Origin of the sequence: Pseudomonas fluorescens (assembly GCF_902497745.1) — a bacterium.
Lineage (GTDB): Bacteria > Pseudomonadota > Gammaproteobacteria > Pseudomonadales > Pseudomonadaceae > Aquipseudomonas > Aquipseudomonas fluorescens_BM.
Genome location: NZ_CABVHJ010000001.1, coordinates 106,911 through 123,410 on the forward strand (window position 1 = coordinate 106,911; position 16,500 = coordinate 123,410).

Here is a 16,500-nt window from a genome sequence, read left to right on the forward strand (position 1 = left end):
GAATCAGTGACCGGGCGCGGTTTGCCGCCAGGCTTGAGAACGGCGCAGCAAGCCGCGCGAAGCCCACGCCAGCAGCAAGGACACGCCCGCCGAGGTGAACAGAATCAGGGTCGACATCGCTGCCGCGCCGCCGACGTTGCCGGCGTCGTCCATGTTCAGCACTGCGACCGCCGCAAGAATGGTGTCGGGGCTGTAGAGGAAGATCGCCGCAGATACCGTGGTCATCGCCGAGACGAACAGGTAGCGCACGATGTCCAGCAACGCTGGCAGGCAGATCGGCACGGTGACGCGCAGGTAGTGCCGATACAGAGGGGCTTTGAGCGACAGCGCTGCGGCTTCGAACTCGGCGTCGAGTTGGCGCAACGCGGTGGTCGCGGTCATTTGTGCGGTGGTCAAATAATGCGCAATGGTGCAGATGATCAGCAGCGTCATCGTCCCGTAGAGCACATGCAGCGGGTTGCCAGTGAGGTTGAAGAAGAAAACGTAACCCAAACCCAGCACCAGCCCCGGCACCGCCATCGGCACGAAACTGAGCATGCGCAGGGCTAGATTGAGGCCGCGTTGACTGCGGGTTTTCTCCATCAGATAGGCGCCGGTAAAAATCAGCACGCTGCCGATCAACGCCGTGCCCAACGCCATTTTCAAACTGTTGCTGTAAGCCAGCCAGCCACCGCCAGCGGTTTCGTTGAACTGGTAATGGTTGAGCGACAGCGACAGGTTGTACGGCCAGAACTTCACCAGCGACGAGAACACCGCCATGCCGAACACCAGAATCAACGCGGCGCTGATCAACAAGACAATCGCCAAATAGCAGCCGTCGCGCAGCTTCGACGGCGTCGGTTTAAACACCTGCGCCCGCCCGCTCATGGAGTCGCCGTGACGCCGACGCAGCCAGGCATCGACACCGAAGCTGAACAGCGCCGGCAGCAACAGCACCATGCCGATCAATGCGCCGCGACCGAATTGTTGTTGGCCGACCACGGCTTTGTAGGCCTCCAGCGCCAGCACTTGATAGTCGCCACCGACCACCACCGGCACACCGAAATCGGTGATGGTCAGGGTGAACACCAGACAGAACGCGGCGAATACTGCTTGGCGAGTGGCCGGCCAAGTGATGCTGCGAAACGCCTTGGCCGGACTGGCGCCCATGCTCGACGCCGCGTCGAACAAGCGCGCATCGGCCAGCGACAATGCCGAGAGCAGAATCATCAACGCATGCGGAAAGGTGTAAATCACCTCACCCAGCACAATCCCCCAGAACCCGTAGATGTTGTCCGAGAGCAGTCCGCGCAACATGCCCTGATTGCCGAACAGATAAACCAGTGCAATCCCCGGCAGCATCGATGGCGCCATCAGCGGCAGCAGGGAAATGCCGCGCCAGATGCCTTTCGCCGGAATCAGCGTGCGTTGCAGCGCGTAGGCAAACAGATAGGCCAGCGGTACGACTATGGCCGCGACGCTGAGGGACACTTTCAGGCTGTTGCCGAGCAGCCAGTGGAAATTCTCGCTGCTCACCAACTCCTTCGCCGCGAGCCAGCCACCGCCCTGCCCGGCCTCGCTGCTGAAACCACGCCAGAAGATCGCCAGCAACGGCAGCAACACCGCGACGCCGAGCAACAGCAGCAGAAGGACTTTGCCGCCGACGACAAAGATGCGATCGCCGATCTCGGCTTTCGAGGACTGTCGCACCTGCTTGTGCGGTAGCGGCAGCGCGAGGTTGCTGTTCATCAGGCAAACACCTGCAGGCTGCGCGGCGGCAAGGCGACCATGATTTGCTGGGCGCCGAGGCGCAGCATGGCTTCCGGGGCGAGTTCGGCGAGCAGTGCGTGGCCCGGCAGTTGATCGAGTTCGAAGCTCATGCGGCAGCGGTTGCCGAGGAAAGTGATTTCGCGGACTTTGGCCGGGAACAGGTTTTCTTCGTGCACCGGCGGATTGACGTTGATCGCTTCCGGGCGGCAGAACAAACGGCCCGAGGCGCGCTGAATGCTGCCGTCGCTGAGGCGCAGGTTCATCCCGCCGACCTGCGCGTGAGTGTCGCTGCTGCGCTGGAACGGCAGCCAGTTGCCCTGCCCGACAAACTCGGCCACGAACGGCGTGGCCGGGCGGTTGTAGATTTCCTGCGGGGTGGCGTACTGCTCGACGCGGCCGTTGTTCATCACCGCGATGCGGTCGGCCATCAGCATGGCTTCGTCCTGATTGTGCGTGACCATCAGGGTGGTGATGCCGAGGTTGCGCTGCAGTTGGCGCAACTCGGTGCACAGATGCTCGCGGACGCGGGCGTCGAGCGCCGACATCGGTTCGTCGAGCAACAGCAGCGACGGTGCCGGCGCCAGCGCGCGGGCCAGCGCTACACGTTGCTGTTGGCCGCCGGACAATTGGCCGGGGTACTTTTTCTCGCTGCCGGTGAGGCCAACCAGTTCCAGCATCTGTCCGACACGGCGACGTACTTCGTCGCGGCCGCTGCCGGCGAGGCCGTAGGCAATGTTCGCTTCGACGGTCAGATTGGGAAACAGCGCGTAAGACTGGAACAGAATCCCGTAATCACGGGCTTGCGGGGCGAGGTGCGAGACGTCGCGCTCGCCGAGGTACAACTCGCCGCTGTCCTGCTTTTCCAGACCGGCAATGCAGCGCAGCAACGTGGTTTTACCGCAGCCCGAGGGGCCGAGCAGGCACACCAGTTCACCGGCGGCGACGTCGAGGGAGACGTTATCCAGTGCGGTAAACGCGCCGAAGCGTTTCTGCACGCCGCGCACTTTCATCGGCGCACCGGGGTTGGTCAGGGCAGTTGCGATGGCAGGATTCATGGACAGACCTCATCAAGCAGATGGGGCCAATCCTAGAGTTGTAATGCGTCCGTCATGTGGCAACGAGGCAAAAACTGGTGATAGTGGTATTCGGGGATTTTGGTTCAGATTTTGTGTTGCCTGAGCTGACGCCTTCGCGAGCAGGCTCGCTCCCACAGGGGATAGTGTTCACAACCCAAATCCAATGTGGGAGCGAGCCTGCTCGCGAAGAGGCCAGCTCGCACACTGAAGATCTCAGGCCGGGGACATCTCTTGGGCCAAGCCAAGAAACGCCGCCGGCAACCGCGCGCCCTTGCGCTCTTTCAGGCAATACAGATATTCAGGAATCTGCGGCGCATTCTCGATCGTCAGCACGCGCAACTGCGGGTCATGCGGCACTTCCTGGCGGGCAATGATGCTGATGCCAATATTGCGCAACACCGCCTCACGGATCGACTCACGGCTGCCAATCTCCAACAGCGGCCCGAAGCTCACCCCGGCACTGGCGAGCAACTCTTCCGTCAGCCGCCTCGTGGTCGAACCCGACTCGCGCATCAACAACGTATGCCCGGCCAGCGCGCTCAACGCCACATGCTCCTGCGCCGCCAGCGGATGATTGCGATGCACCGCCAGCACCAGCGGATCAGTGCCGAGCACCCGGCGAATCAACCGCGCGTCATCCAGCAATTGCGACGATGCAGCGATGTCCACCCGATAATCCTCCAGCGCCTCGAGCACCTGCTGCGAATTACCGATTTCCACCGACACTTCCACCTGCGGCAAGCGCTCGCGAAAGGTCTTCACCAGATCGAGGATGTAATACGGCGCCGTCGCCGCAATGCGCAAAGTGCCCTGCACCTGGCCGCTGTTGCGCAGGAAGAACTCGATATCGGCCTCTTGCTGCAACAGCGTCTTAACCATCGGCAGCAACCGCGCGCCTTCATCACTGACGCTCAGGCGTCGGCCGCCACGGTAGAACAGCTCCACCGAATACTGGCTTTCCAGATTACGGATCTGCGTGGTCACGGTCGGTTGGCTGAGGCCGAGCTTTTTCGCCGCCAGCGTGATGCTGCCCAGGCGGGCGACCATGTAAAACGCTTTCAGCTCGGCACTCAGCACAACCTTTCCTCATCTATTTGCGCAGCAGGCGCAAACCGTTGAACACCACCAGCAGGCTCACGCCCATGTCGGCGAACACCGCCATCCACATGGTGGCGAGTCCGGCGAAGGTTACCGCAAGAAAGATAGCTTTGATCACCAGAGCCAGCGCGATGTTCTGTTTCAGGATACTCGCGGTGTTGCGCGACAGGCTGATGAACGCCGGGATCTTGCGCAGATCGTCGTCCATCAGGGCGACATCGGCGGTTTCAATCGCCGTATCGGTGCCGGCAGCGGCCATGGCGAAACCAATCTCGGCGCGGGCCAGTGCCGGGGCGTCGTTGATGCCGTCGCCAACCATGCCGACTCGCCGGCCCTGTGCATAAAGGTCTTCGATGGCTTGCAGCTTGTCGGTCGGCAACAGGTCGCCACGGGCCTCGTCGATGCCGACCTGCGCGGCAATCGCTTGAGCGGTGTGGACGTTATCGCCGGTGAGCATCAGGGTTTTCACCCCGAGTTCATGCAGCTGACGGATCGCTTCGCGGCTGGTTTCCTTGACCGTGTCGGCCACCGCGAACAGCGCCAGCGGGCCGGAGCTGTCGAGCAGCAGCACCACGGATTTGCCCTGCTTCTCCAGTGCGAAGAGTTTCTCTTCCAGTGCTGGCGAGCACAGGCCCAGCTCTTCGACCAGACGATGGTTGCCCAAGTGATAAGTCTGGCCGTTGATTTCGCCTTTGACGCCACGCCCGCCCAATGCTTCGAAGTTATCCACAATCAGCGCTTGGAAGTTTTTATCCACAGCGGCGTTGGCGATGGCCAGAGACACCGGGTGATCGGAACGCCCTGCCAACGCCGCCGCAATTGCCGGAGCCGTGGCATCGGCAGTCGGGTCCAGCGACAGGTAATCGGTCTGCACCGGTTTGCCGTGGGTGATCGTGCCGGTTTTATCCAGCGCCAGATAATCGAGCTTGAAACCACCCTCGAGGTACACGCCGCCCTTGACCAGAATGCCTTTGCGCGCCGCTGCCGCGAGGCCGCTGACGATGGTCACCGGGGTGGAAATCACCAGTGCACATGGGCACGCGACCACCAGCAACACCAGCGCGCGGTAGATCCAGTCGAACCACACGGCGCCCATGAACAGCGGCGGAATGATCGCCACGGCCAAGGCAAAGACGAACACCACGGGCGTGTAGATTTTCGAGAATTGATCAACGAAGCGCTGGGTCGGCGCGCGCGCACCCTGGGCCTGTTCGACGGCGTGGATGATCCGCGCCAGAGTCGAATTGTTCGCCGCTGCGCTGACCACGTATTCCAGCGAACCGGCCTGGTTGATGGTGCCGGCGAAGACTTTATCGCCGACGGTTTTTTCTACCGGCAGGCTTTCCCCGGTGATCGGTGCCTGGTCGATGGTCGAACTGCCGCTGACCACTTCGCCGTCCAGCGCAATGCGCTCGCCGGGCTTCACTCGCACACGGGCGCCGAGCTCGACGCTTTTCACATCCTGTTCAATCCAGCTGCCGTCAGCCTGCAACACCGTGGCTTGCTCCGGCGTCATCTGCATCAAGCCGCTGATCGCGTTGCGCGCACGGTCCAGCGAGCGCGCTTCGATCAACTCGGCGACGGTGAACAGGAACATCACCATCGCCGCTTCCGGCCACTGACCGATGAGGATGGCACCAGTGACGGCGATGCTCATCAGCGCATTGATGTTGAGGTTGCGGTTCTTCAGGGCGATCCAGCCCTTTTTGTAGGTGGTCAGGCCACCGCTGAGGATCGACACCAGCGCGATGATCGCCACCACCCAGGTCGGTGCGGCATTGGTGAAGTGAATGACTTCAGCGGCGAGCGCGCCGACACCGGACAGCGCCAGCGGCCACCAGTGTTTTTTCACTGGCGCCGGGGCCGGCGCTTCGACGCCCGCCTCCAGCGGTTCGGCGTGCATGCCGAGGGATTTGATTGCTTCCGTGATCGGCTCGGTGCCCGGCAAGTTATGGGTCACGCCAAGTACACGGTTGATCAGATTGAATTCCAGTTGCTGCACGCCGGCGAGCTTGCCGAGCTTGTTCTGGATCAGCGTCTGCTCGGTCGGGCAGTCCATCGCCTCGATGCGGAAGCTGCTCAGCCGCGCATCAGCGCTGGTTTTCTCGCTCAGTTGCACCAACGCAGGGACAGCCGTTTTCGACGAGCAGCAGGAATCTTCGTGCGCATGAACCGGTGCCGGTGCCGCGACTTTCGACCCGCAGCAGGAATCGCCGCCATGTGAGTGCTTATGCACAGGCTGCAATTTATGACTGTGATCGTGGCCGTCGCCGGGCTTGTGGGTGTGCTGGGAATCGCTCATTGGTCGCGTCCATGAAGGTGCCTGTTGCCAAGTAAAGACCCTGTAGCCACTATAGGGTCAAGCACCCTTTTGGAGATTGCCGTCATGAAGATCGGAGAACTGGCCAAGTTGACCGACTGCGCCGTGGAAACCATCCGCTATTACGAGCGCGAAAACCTCCTGCCAGAGCCGGCACGCAGCGACGGCAACTACCGCGTCTACACCCAGGCCCACGCCGAACGCCTGACCTTCATCCGCAACTGCCGCACCCTCGACATGACCCTCGAAGAGATTCGCAGCCTGCTGGCCATGCGTGACAGCCCGCAGGATCAGTGTGAAAGCGTGAATACGCTGATCGACGAGCATATCCAGCATGTGAAGGCGCGGATTGATGGGCTGCTGGCGTTGCAGACGCAGTTACTCGACCTGCGCCAACGCTGTGGCGAAGGGCCGATGGCCGATCAATGCGGGATTTTGCAGCGGCTGGAAGTGAGTGGCGGGGTTGTTGCGACGGAAGTGGAACACTCCCACGTCGGCCGCAGCCACGGCCATTAAGACTCACGCAAAACCAAATGTGGGAGCGAGCCTGCTCGCGAAAGCGGTGTATCAGTCGACATTTCTATGACTGACATGCCCTCTTCGCGAGCAGGCTCGCTCCCACAGGGGTTTTATGCAACGGCTTAGACCGCCATTGGCGCGGTCATTGGCGCGTGATGCTCATAGCCTTCCAGCGAGAAATCGCTCGGCTCGACCAGCTCCAGCCATTCCGGCTGGTACACGCCCGTTTTGGCAAACTCCGGCACGCGATCGGAGATTTTCAGTTTCGGCATGGCGAACGGCTCGCGCTTGAGCTGTTCGTTGAGCATGTCCAGATGGTTCTCGTAGACGTGCGCATCACCGATGAAATAGGTGAACCAACGCGGCGTGTAGCCGGTCAGGCGACCGATCAGGCTCAGCAGCGCGGCGCCTTCGGTGAGGTTGAACGGCGTGCCCAGGCCCAGATCATTCGAACGGATGTAGAGGGTCAGGGAGATTTCCTTGGTCTCGACATTCGGGTGGAACTGGTACAGCAGATGGCACGGCGGCAGTGCCATTTCATCCAGCTGCGCGACGTTCCAGCCGTGGAACAGAATACGCCGGCTGCCCGGATCGTTGATGATCGTGTCGACGCACTGGCGCACCTGGTCGATGGCTTTGTACAGCACCACGTAAGCCTGGCCGTCTTCTTCGCCCTGAGCGATCTGCTTGTAGCCGTTGCTCAGGGTTTGTTCGATGGCGGCGGTGTTGCTCAGCGGGATCTGCTTGTACGCCGGCCATTTGCGCCATTGCACGCCGTAGATTTCGCCGAGGTCGTCGTCGCCCTGACGGAACGGGTTGGCCAGCCATTGCGCGTTTTCGTTGGCGTTCTGGTCCCAGACCTTGCAGCCCAGCGCACGGAATTCAGCCGCGTTGTTCACGCCACGGAGAAAACCGCACATCTCGCCGATGGCCGATTTGAAGGCCATTTTGCGCGTGGTGATCGCCGGAAAACCTTCCTGCAGATCGAAACGCAGCATCGCCCCCGGGAAACTGATGGTGTTGATGCCGGTGCGGTTGGCTTGCTTGGTGCCGTTCTGAATAACGTGCGAGACCAGTTCGAGATATTGCTTCATGAGTTACCTGTGTCCTTTGAGCCCCGGCGTCGCGCGCCGGGGTTCGTAGTTTAAGCCGTCGGTGCGAGCGGTGCTGCCGGCGCGCGACGATAGGCCAGCCAGATCAGGAACAGCCCGCCGACGATCATCGGCACGCAGAGCACCTGGCCCATGGTCAGCCAGTTCCACGCCAGATAGCCCAGTTGCGCATCCGGCACGCGAACGAATTCGACGATGAAACGGAAGATGCCGTAGAACAGCGCGAACATCCCGGAGACGGCCATGGTCGGACGCGGTTTGCGCGAGAAAATCCACAGGATCAGGAACAGCGCCACGCCTTCCAGTGCGAACTGATACAGCTGCGACGGGTGACGCGGCAGCTGCGCCGGGTCGCTGAACGGCGGGAAGACCATGGCCCACGGCACGTCGGTGGCTTTGCCCCACAACTCGGCGTTGATGAAGTTACCGATACGCCCGGCGCCCAGACCGATCGGCACCATTGGCGCAACGAAGTCCATCAGTTGGAAGAACGACTTGCCGTTGCGCTTGCCGAACCACAAGGCTGCGAGCATTACGCCAATGAACCCGCCGTGGAACGACATGCCGCCCTTCCACACTTCGAAAATCAGCGTCGGGTTGGCCAGATAAGCGCTCAGATCGTAGAACAGCACATAGCCCAGACGTCCGCCGACGATCACGCCCATCGACATCCAGAAGACCATGTCGGAGAGCTTCTCCTTGGTCCAGGTCGGGTCGAAACGGTTGAGCCGGCGCGACGCCAGCAGCCACGCACCGCCGATGCCGATCAGGTACATCAGACCGTACCAGTGGATTTTCAGCGGACCGATGGCCAGGGCCACCGGGTCGATCTGCGGGTAAGGCAGCATTGCGACTCCTCGTTAGAGTTGAAACCAAAATTCCCGGGCGACGCTGCCACCACAGGATTAAGCCAGGATTGCGACGCGGTTAAAGCAGAAAGCTCACACCCACGCTGAACAGCAAAGCGGCGAACAGCCGTTTCAGCAAGCGCGGCGACAATCGATGCGCCAAACGCGCGCCGATGCGGGCGAAGACCATGCTGGTCAGGGCGATGCCCAGCAGCGCCGGTAAATAAACAAAACCGAGACTATGCGGTGGCAACAACGGATCGTGCCACCCCAGAATCATGAAACTTAATGCACTGACCAGCGCGATTGGCAGCCCGCAGGCCGATGACGTAGCCACCGCTTGCTGCATCGGCACGCTGCGCCAGGTCAGGAACGGCACGGTCAACGAACCGCCGCCCACACCAAAAATCGCCGAGGCCCAGCCAATCACACTGCCGGCCACGGTCAGACCGAGTTTACCCGGCACGGTTCGGCTGGCCTTGGGCTTGATGTCCAGCGCCAGTTGCACCGAGATGATCAAGGCGAACACGCCGATGATCTTTTGCAGGTGCGGGCCAGAAATCGCCTCGGCAGTCAGTGCACCGAAACCTGCACCGAGCAGAATGCCGACGGCCATCCACATGAAGATCGGCCAGCGCACCGCGCCGCGTCGATGATGCTCACGCACGGCGTTGACCGAGGTGAAGATGATCGTCGCCAGCGACGTGCCGACCGCCAGATGGGTGAGGATCGACTGATCAAAGCCCTGCAAGGTGAAACTGAACACCAGCACCGGGACGATGATGATCCCGCCGCCGACGCCAAACAGCCCGGCCAGCACGCCCGCACAGGCGCCCAGCGCCAGATAGAGCAGAAATTCCATGACCGTCTCCCCAGACCGCATCCGCAAAACCGGAGCGGCATGGTAACGGATGCACCCCCTTTGGCTCCACTGGCGATGGATGCACGGACGCCGGATGCGTACAGTGGACAAAAAACACACAAGGACCACCTTATGTGCCTGATTGTTTTCGCTTGGCGGCCGGGCCATGCCCAGCCGCTGATCGTCGCGGCCAACCGTGACGAGTTCTACGCACGGCCAAGCCTGCCGCTGGCGCAATGGCCGGAAGCGCCGCACGTACATGCCGGGCGTGATCTTGAGGCCGGCGGCACCTGGCTGGGGATTGGCGCCAACGGCCGCTTTGCTGCGTTGACCAATATTCGCGATCCGCAGCAGGCGCCAGCGCGCAAGTCGCGGGGGGAGCTGGTGGCGCGGTTTCTGACCGGCGATGCGTCGATTGATGATTATTTGAGCGATGTGGTCGGGCGTTCGGCGGAATATGCCGGGTTTAATCTGTTGCTCGGCAACAGTCATGAGCTTTGGCACTTCAATGCGCGGTTGTCGGAACCGGTGATGCTGGAATCGGGCGTCTATGGCTTGTCCAATGCGGGGCTGGATACGCCGTGGCCGAAGTTGCTGAAGGCCAAGGCTGGGTTGAGTGCGGTGCTGGATGATCCTCAGCCTGAGCAGCTGTTGGCATTGTTGAGTGATACGCAGACGGCCCCATCTGCCGAATTGCCGGATACCGGGGTGGGTCTGGCCACGGAATCACTGTTGTCGAGTGTGTTTATTGCCAGCCAGAGTTACGGGACGCGGGCGAGTACGGCGTTGATTGTGCAGGCGGATGGGGCGCGGCGGATGGTCGAGCGGAGTTTTGGGCCGTATGGCGGGCATTTGGGCGAAGTGGAGATAACAGCTTAAGAGCAGACCCTCACCCCAGCCCTCTCCCAGAGGGAGAGGGGGCCGACCGAGGTGTTTTGAGCCATACATCGACCTGAAAGACCGAGTCGATTATGGCTTTAGCGCAGCACTTTCATCCCAGCGTGAATCGATTATGGATTCAGCAAGGCAGCTTCAGGTCGGCGGAGCTCTGCAGCAACCCCCGATCAGTCCCCTCTCCCTCTGGGAGAGGGTTAGGGTGAGGGGCTTTTGATCTTCAGAGGGCTTTGACCACCGCCGGCGGATGCATCTTCGACAACCCAAGATTCTTCAGCGCCAATTGCAGCGAACTGTGGATAACCTGCGGGTTATCAATGGTCATCAGCTCCGCCAGCAACTCCTGGGCCTTGCTCAGATTGACCTGGCGCAGCATCCACTTCACCTTCGGCAAGTTGGTGGCGTTCATCGACAAACTGTCAAAACCCATCGCCATCAACAGCACCGCCGCCGCCGGATCGCCGGCCATCTCGCCGCAGATACTTACCGGTTTACCTTCGGCATGGGCATCGCGAACCACGGTCTGCAAAGCTTGCAGCACCGCCGGATGCAGGTAATCGTAAAGGTCAGCCACACGCGGGTTGTTACGGTCCACCGCCAGCAGATACTGGGTCAAGTCGTTGGAACCGACCGACAGGAAGTCGACCATCCGCGCCAGTTCCTTGGTCTGGTACACCGCGGCCGGAATCTCGATCATCACGCCAATCGGCGGCATCGGCACGTCGGTGCCTTCGTCGCGCACTTCGCCCCAGGCCCGGTGAATCAGGTGCAGGGCTTCTTCGAGTTCGTGGGTGCCGGAGATCATCGGCAGCAGAATCCGCAGGTTGTTCAGGCCTTCGCTGGCCTTGAGCATCGCGCGGGTCTGCACCAGGAAGATTTCCGGGTGGTCGAGGGTGACGCGAATGCCGCGCCAGCCGAGGAACGGGTTGTCTTCCTTGATCGGGAAGTACGACAGCGACTTGTCGCCACCAATGTCGAGGCTGCGCATGGTCACCGGTTGCGGGTGGAACGCGGCGAGCTGCTCACGGTAGATCGCCAGTTGTTCCTTCTCGCTCGGGAAGCGCTGGTTGATCATGAACGGCACTTCGGTGCGGTACAGACCGACACCTTCGGCGCCGCGCTTCTGCGCCCGCGCCACATCGGCGAGCAAACCGGTGTTGACCCACAGCGGCATGCGGTGGCCATCAAGGGTCACGCATGGCAGGTCGCGCAGGGTGTCGAGGCCCAGCGCCAGTTGTTTCTCTTCTTCGACGACTTCGGCGAACTGCTTGCGCAGCACTTCGCTCGGGTTGGTGTAGACCTCGCCGCGGGTGCCGTCGACGATCATCTCGATGCCGTCGACCTTGGCGTACGGCAAGTCGACCAGACCCATCACCGTCGGAATACCCATCGCTCTAGCGAGGATCGCCACGTGCGAGTTACCCGAACCGAGCACCGAAACCAGACCGACCAGAGTGCCTTCCGGCACCTCGCCGAGCATCGCCGGCGTCAGCTCTTCGCTGACCAGAATGGTTTTTTCCGGGTAAACCAGGTTCTGCTGGCGCTCTTCCTGCAAATAGGCGAGCAGACGGCGACCAAGGTCTTTGACATCCGACGCACGCTCACGCAGGTAGGCGTCGTCCATCAGTTCGAAACGGTTGACGTGTTCCGTGACCACCTGACGCAACGCGCCCTGGGCCCACTGGCCGGTCTTGATCACGGTGGTGATTTCGCTGCCCAGCGAGGCATCGTCGAGCATCATCAGGTAGACGTCGAACAGTGCGCGCTCTTCCGGGCGCAGCTGGGTCGCGAGCTTGGCGGACAGCGCGCGCATGTCGGCGCGCACGCCTTCGATGGCGGTCTTGAACAGCGCCAGCTCGGCGTTGATGTCGGTGATGGTCTTGTCCGGCACCACGTCGAGATCGGCCGGCGGCAGCATGACCACCGCCGTACCGACCGCCGCACCCGGCGAACCAGGCACGCCGACGAACTTGGCTTCCTGAATGCCCTTGCCCTGACGGCCCAGACCGCGGATCGAACCGGTGGCCTCGGCGTGGGCGATAACCCCGGCGAGCTGCGCGCTCATCGTCACGAGGAAGGCTTCTTCACCCTCGTCGAACTGACGGCGTTCTTTTTGCTGGATGACCAACACGCCGACGACGCGGCGGTGGTGAATGATCGGTGCGCCGAGGAACGAGGCATATCGCTCTTCACCGGTTTCGGCGAAGTAGCGGTAGCGCGGGTGATCCGCAGCGTTTTCAAGGTTCAGGGGTTCTTCACGCGTGCCGACCAGACCGACCAGACCTTCGTTGGGTGCCATGCTGACCTTGCCGATCGAGCGCTTGTTCAAGCCCTCGGTGGCCATCAGGACGAAGCGATTGGTCTCGGGATCAAGCAGGTAGACCGAGCAGACCTGGCTGCCCATGGCCTCTTTGACGCGCAACACAATAATCCCCAACGCCGCCTTGAGATCCTTGGCGGAGTTAACTTCCTGGACGATCTTGCGCAGCGTATTGAGCATGGCTCGGGGTCGAACTCCGTCGTCAGTCGCGCGCTAAAAGGCGCGGGGCAAGCTCTTTGAGGGCGCGGCGATACACCTCGCGCTTGAATGTCACCACCTGGCCCAACGGATACCAATAGCTGACCCAGCGCCAGCCATCGAACTCCGGTTTACCGGTCAAATCCATCCGCACCCGCTGCTCGTTGGAGATCAGGCGCAGGAGAAACCATTTCTGTTTCTGGCCGATGCACAGCGGTTGGCTGTGGGTACGCACCAGACGTTGCGGCAAACGATAGCGCAACCAGCCCCGAGTACAGGCCAGTATTTCAACATCTTCACGTTCCAGGCCAACTTCTTCGTTCAGCTCGCGGTACAAGGCGTCTTCCGGCGTCTCTTCAGGGTTGATTCCCCCTTGCGGAAACTGCCAGGCATCTTGATTGATACGGCGAGCCCATAGCACCTGGCCGGCGTCATTCGTCAGAATGATCCCGACATTGGGACGGAAACCATCGGGGTCGATCACGGCAACAACCTCGCAAACGCATGTCGCCGCATTGTTCCACAAAGCTTGATAAGGCGGCAACGAAGCTTCCTACCTTATGTGCACTCTTGTGAAAAGACCGTATTCTTGTCGCCTTTTTACAGACTTATCAGCGGGTAACTGCAATGCGCCTGGCACTCTTCGATTTGGACAACACCCTTCTGGGCGGCGACAGCGATCACGCCTGGGGCGACTATCTGTGTGAACGCGGCTTCCTCGACCCGATTGCGTACAAAGCGCGCAACGACGAGTTCTATCAGGATTACCTGGCCGGCAAACTGGATAACGCCGCGTACCTGAACTTCTGCCTGGAGATCCTCGGCCGCACCGAAATGGCCGTGCTCGAGCAATGGCACAACGATTACATGCGCGACTGCATCGAGCCGATCGTGTTGCCGAAGGCGCTGGAGCTGCTGAAAAAGCACCGTGATGCCGGCGACAAACTGGTGATTATCACTGCGACCAACCGCTTCGTTACCGCGCCGATTGCTGTGCGTTTGGGCGTTGAAACCCTGATTGCCACTGAATGCGAAATGGTCGATGGCCGTTACAGCGGGCGCAGCACTGATATTCCGTGCTTCCGCGAAGGCAAGGTGACGCGCCTGAACCGTTGGCTGGAAGAGACCGGGTATTCGTTGGATGACAGCTATTTCTATAGCGATTCGATGAATGATTTGCCGTTGCTGGAGCAGGTGGCGAATCCCGTTGCTGTCGATCCGGATGCGAATCTGCGCGCTGAAGCCGAGAAGCGTGGCTGGCCAGTTATTTCGTTGCGCGGCTGATTACGCCTTCGCGAGCAAGCTCGCTCCCACATTGGATCTGTGTCGTTCACAAATCCCCTGTGGGAGCGAGCTTGCTCGCGAATGGGGTCAACTCGGTCTCAAGCCTTAAACAGGCTTGGCCCCCATCAACCCCGCAATGGCGAGAAATCCGATGCCGCTGACAATCGCCAGCGTCAACGTGAATTTCCAGTTACCAACCCCGCTAGTCCACAGCCGATTAAGCCGCACCAACAGCCACACTGCACTCAACGTGGCCACGGCATAGATCACGCTGGAACCCAGAATCCAGAACTGCCCCAGTGGCCAGCCGATCAGGTGTACCAACCACCAGCCGGTGAAAGGCATGCTGAGCATACCGATCAGCATCAGACACCAGATAAACAGCCAGGGACGTTGCATCGTGCTGGCCGGCCCTTCGCTGCGATTACGCCAGGTCAGAGCAGCAAGCCCCAACCCGCTCGCGAGTATGACCACGGTCGCCGCGACGTGAAGTACTTTCAGGGTGGTCAGGGTTTCCATGAATTTCTCTTCCTTGGGCCATGCCCATCAGCGTAGCCGTTTAGCCAAGAAACAGCTGATAGGCCGGGTTCTCGCTTTCATCCCAGTACGGGTAACCGATTTCCGCAAGCGCCGCCGGCACCAGATGACGCTCGTCGTGCGGCACTTGCAGGCCGGCGACCACGCGGCCATCGGCGGCGCCGTGGTTGCGGTAATGAAACATCGAAATGTTCCAGCGCCCACCGAGCTTATTAAGGAAGTTGAACAGCGCCCCCGGACGCTCCGGGAATTCGAAGCGGAACACCACTTCATCGACCACCTGCGCCGCGCGGCCGCCGACCATGTGCCGGATGTGCAGCTTGGCCAGTTCATTGTCGGTCAGATCAGTGACCGGGAAACCTTGCTCGGTCAGGCTCGCCAGCAATGCACTGCGTGGGTCGTTGTCCGGGTGGGTCTGCACGCCGACGAAGATGTGCGCTTCGCTGCCGGTGTTATAGCGATAGTTGAATTCGGTGATCTGGCGCTTGCCGATCGCTTCGCAGAACGCTTTGAAGCTGCCAGCCTTCTCGGGGATGGTCACGGCGATGATCGCTTCACGGCCCTCACCCAGTTCGGCGCGCTCGGCGACGTGGCGCAGGCGGTCGAAGTTGACATTGGCGCCGGAGTCGATGGCCACAAAGGTCTGGCCGCTGACGCCGCGTTGCTCGACGTACTTCTTGATCCCGGCCACGCCTAACGCGCCGGCTGGTTCGGTGATCGAGCGGGTATCGTCGTAGATATCTTTAATTGCTGCACAGATCTCGTCAGTGCTGACAGTGATCACTTCATCGACATAGTCTTTGCAGATGTCGAAGGTGTGCTGGCCGATCTGCGCCACGGCCACGCCGTCGGCAAAGATGCCCACGGTCGGCAGCACCACGCGTTCGCCGGCGGCCATCGCCGCTTGCAGGCAATTGGAGTCGTCAGGCTCGACGCCGATGACCTTGATGTCCGGGCGCAGGTATTTCACGTACGCGGCGATACCGGCGATCAGACCGCCGCCACCGACCGGCACGAAGATCGCGTCCAGCGGCTGCGGGTGCTGGCGCAGGATTTCCATCGCCACGGTGCCCTGCCCGGCGATGGTGTGCGGATCGTCATACGGATGGATGTAGACGTAGCCTTTTTCATCGACCAGTTTCAGCGAGTAGGCCAGCGCTTCCGGGAACGAATCCCCGTGCAGCACCACTTTGCCGCCGCGCGAACGCACGCCTTCGACCTTGATCTCGGGGGTGGTCTTGGGCATGACGATGGTGGCTTTCACGCCCAGCACTTTCGCCGCCAGGGCCAGGCCCTGCGCGTGATTGCCCGCCGACGCGGTGACCACGCCACGGGCGCGCTCTTCATCGCTCAGTTGTGTCAGCTTGTTGTAGGCGCCGCGAATCTTGAACGAGAACACTGGCTGCAAGTCTTCGCGCTTGAGCCAAATGTCATTGCCCAGCCGCTCGGAGAGCTGGCGAGCGTTCTGCAGCGGGGTTTCTACGGCAACGTCATAAACGCGCGAGGTGAGGATCTTTTTGACGTACTGTTCGAGCATCGGAAAGCATCACTGAGCGGTTGAGCGGGACCGGGGAGTCTAACCCGGCTTTTGCCCGCACGACCACACGAATCCAGAGGTTTTAGCCACGCTTGCGGCTATAATGCCGGCCTTTCCGTTCTCACCTTGCCCGCTTCCGGAGCCCG

At 61.2% G+C, this 16,500-nt stretch carries 14 protein-coding genes; 3 read left to right on the forward strand and 11 right to left on the reverse strand.

Features of this window, described 5'->3' with window-relative positions:
• Window positions 1-3: 3 nt before the first annotated feature.
• The 4 genes from F8N44_RS00525 to F8N44_RS00540 all read right to left on the reverse strand — a co-directional run bounded on the left by F8N44_RS00525 (window position 4) and on the right by F8N44_RS00540 (window position 6,225).
• Window positions 4-1,728 (reverse strand): putative 2-aminoethylphosphonate ABC transporter permease subunit, encoded by a 1,725-nt coding sequence (locus F8N44_RS00525; protein WP_150648928.1) that lies wholly within the window; start codon window positions 1,726-1,728, stop codon window positions 4-6.
• A complete protein-coding gene (locus tag F8N44_RS00530; protein ID WP_150648929.1) occupies window positions 1,728-2,804 on the reverse strand; it encodes a putative 2-aminoethylphosphonate ABC transporter ATP-binding protein in 1,077 nt (358 codons plus the stop codon). The genes F8N44_RS00525 and F8N44_RS00530 overlap by 1 nt, the downstream gene beginning before the upstream one ends.
• Before the next feature lie 234 nt (window positions 2,805-3,038).
• Window positions 3,039-3,902 (reverse strand): LysR family transcriptional regulator, encoded by an 864-nt coding sequence (locus F8N44_RS00535; RefSeq protein WP_064116303.1) that lies wholly within the window; start codon window positions 3,900-3,902, stop codon window positions 3,039-3,041.
• Window positions 3,903-3,915: 13 nt separating this feature from the next.
• Window positions 3,916-6,225, reverse strand: a complete 2,310-nt coding sequence (locus F8N44_RS00540) for a heavy metal translocating P-type ATPase (RefSeq protein WP_150648930.1) — start codon at window positions 6,223-6,225, stop codon at window positions 3,916-3,918.
• A gap of 84 nt (window positions 6,226-6,309) precedes the next feature.
• On the opposite strand from F8N44_RS00540, the gene cadR reads away from it, so the two are divergent.
• Complete coding sequence (gene cadR / locus F8N44_RS00545; RefSeq protein WP_016983204.1) at window positions 6,310-6,759, forward strand: Cd(II)/Pb(II)-responsive transcriptional regulator; 450 nt, start codon at window positions 6,310-6,312, stop codon at window positions 6,757-6,759.
• 125 nt (window positions 6,760-6,884) lie between these two features.
• Here the strand turns inward: cadR and F8N44_RS00550 are convergent, their stop codons facing one another.
• The 3 genes from F8N44_RS00550 to F8N44_RS00560 all read right to left on the reverse strand — a co-directional run bounded on the left by F8N44_RS00550 (window position 6,885) and on the right by F8N44_RS00560 (window position 9,584).
• Window positions 6,885-7,856 (reverse strand): thymidylate synthase, encoded by a 972-nt coding sequence (locus F8N44_RS00550; protein ID WP_034153704.1) that lies wholly within the window; start codon window positions 7,854-7,856, stop codon window positions 6,885-6,887.
• 50 nt (window positions 7,857-7,906) lie between these two features.
• Window positions 7,907-8,722 carry a prolipoprotein diacylglyceryl transferase gene (lgt, locus tag F8N44_RS00555; protein WP_007913003.1) on the reverse strand — a complete coding sequence of 272 codons (816 nt, stop codon included), beginning with the start codon at window positions 8,720-8,722 and terminating at the stop codon, window positions 7,907-7,909.
• Window positions 8,723-8,801: 79 nt separating this feature from the next.
• Complete coding sequence (locus tag F8N44_RS00560; protein ID WP_122604460.1) at window positions 8,802-9,584, reverse strand: sulfite exporter TauE/SafE family protein; 783 nt, start codon at window positions 9,582-9,584, stop codon at window positions 8,802-8,804.
• A 132-nt stretch (window positions 9,585-9,716) separates the two neighbouring features.
• Between F8N44_RS00560 and F8N44_RS00565 the strand changes: the two genes are divergently transcribed.
• Window positions 9,717-10,463, forward strand: coding sequence for an NRDE family protein (locus F8N44_RS00565; protein ID WP_150648931.1), 747 nt, complete (start codon window positions 9,717-9,719; stop codon window positions 10,461-10,463).
• Window positions 10,464-10,698: 235 nt separating this feature from the next.
• On the opposite strand, the gene ptsP is transcribed toward F8N44_RS00565, so the two are convergent.
• Together ptsP and F8N44_RS00575 are read right to left on the reverse strand one after the other, a co-directional pair.
• The gene (gene ptsP / locus F8N44_RS00570; RefSeq protein WP_007913900.1) at window positions 10,699-12,978 is read right to left on the reverse strand and encodes a phosphoenolpyruvate--protein phosphotransferase; all 2,280 of its coding nucleotides are present in this window, start codon (window positions 12,976-12,978) and stop codon (window positions 10,699-10,701) included.
• A 22-nt stretch (window positions 12,979-13,000) separates the two neighbouring features.
• Window positions 13,001-13,480 carry an RNA pyrophosphohydrolase gene (locus tag F8N44_RS00575; RefSeq protein WP_003229203.1) on the reverse strand — a complete coding sequence of 160 codons (480 nt, stop codon included), beginning with the start codon at window positions 13,478-13,480 and terminating at the stop codon, window positions 13,001-13,003.
• A 143-nt stretch (window positions 13,481-13,623) separates the two neighbouring features.
• On the opposite strand from F8N44_RS00575, the gene F8N44_RS00580 reads away from it, so the two are divergent.
• On the forward strand, window positions 13,624-14,280 hold the full coding sequence (locus F8N44_RS00580) for an HAD family hydrolase (RefSeq protein WP_150648932.1): 657 nt from the start codon (window positions 13,624-13,626) through the stop codon (window positions 14,278-14,280).
• Window positions 14,281-14,385: 105 nt separating this feature from the next.
• On the opposite strand, the gene F8N44_RS00585 is transcribed toward F8N44_RS00580, so the two are convergent.
• Both F8N44_RS00585 and ilvA read right to left on the reverse strand, forming a co-directional pair.
• A complete protein-coding gene (locus F8N44_RS00585; RefSeq protein WP_150648933.1) occupies window positions 14,386-14,799 on the reverse strand; it encodes a DUF2269 family protein in 414 nt (137 codons plus the stop codon).
• Between the two features lie 40 nt (window positions 14,800-14,839).
• Entirely contained in the window at window positions 14,840-16,354 is a 1,515-nt protein-coding gene (gene ilvA / locus F8N44_RS00590) for a threonine ammonia-lyase, biosynthetic (RefSeq protein ID WP_150648934.1), read from the reverse strand.
• Window positions 16,355-16,500 lie beyond the last annotated feature (146 nt).

What these genes read in the sequence shown, in the direction of transcription:
- F8N44_RS00550 (WP_034153704.1), bottom strand. Translation starts at nt 7,856, where the DNA reads ATGAAGCAATATCTCGAACTGGTCTCGCACGTTATTCAGAACGGCACC.
- lgt (WP_007913003.1), bottom strand. Translation starts at nt 8,722, where the DNA reads ATGCTGCCTTACCCGCAGATCGACCCGGTGGCCCTGGCCATCGGTCCG.
- cadR (WP_016983204.1), top strand. Translation starts at nt 6,310, where the DNA reads ATGAAGATCGGAGAACTGGCCAAGTTGACCGACTGCGCCGTGGAAACC.
- F8N44_RS00585 (WP_150648933.1), bottom strand. Translation starts at nt 14,799, where the DNA reads ATGGAAACCCTGACCACCCTGAAAGTACTTCACGTCGCGGCGACCGTG.
- F8N44_RS00565 (WP_150648931.1), top strand. Translation starts at nt 9,717, where the DNA reads ATGTGCCTGATTGTTTTCGCTTGGCGGCCGGGCCATGCCCAGCCGCTG.
- F8N44_RS00540 (WP_150648930.1), bottom strand. Translation starts at nt 6,225, where the DNA reads ATGAGCGATTCCCAGCACACCCACAAGCCCGGCGACGGCCACGATCAC.
- F8N44_RS00530 (WP_150648929.1), bottom strand. Translation starts at nt 2,804, where the DNA reads ATGAATCCTGCCATCGCAACTGCCCTGACCAACCCCGGTGCGCCGATG.
- F8N44_RS00580 (WP_150648932.1), top strand. Translation starts at nt 13,624, where the DNA reads ATGCGCCTGGCACTCTTCGATTTGGACAACACCCTTCTGGGCGGCGAC.
- ilvA (WP_150648934.1), bottom strand. Translation starts at nt 16,354, where the DNA reads ATGCTCGAACAGTACGTCAAAAAGATCCTCACCTCGCGCGTTTATGAC.
- ptsP (WP_007913900.1), bottom strand. Translation starts at nt 12,978, where the DNA reads ATGCTCAATACGCTGCGCAAGATCGTCCAGGAAGTTAACTCCGCCAAG.
- F8N44_RS00525 (WP_150648928.1), bottom strand. Translation starts at nt 1,728, where the DNA reads ATGAACAGCAACCTCGCGCTGCCGCTACCGCACAAGCAGGTGCGACAG.
- F8N44_RS00560 (WP_122604460.1), bottom strand. Translation starts at nt 9,584, where the DNA reads ATGGAATTTCTGCTCTATCTGGCGCTGGGCGCCTGTGCGGGCGTGCTG.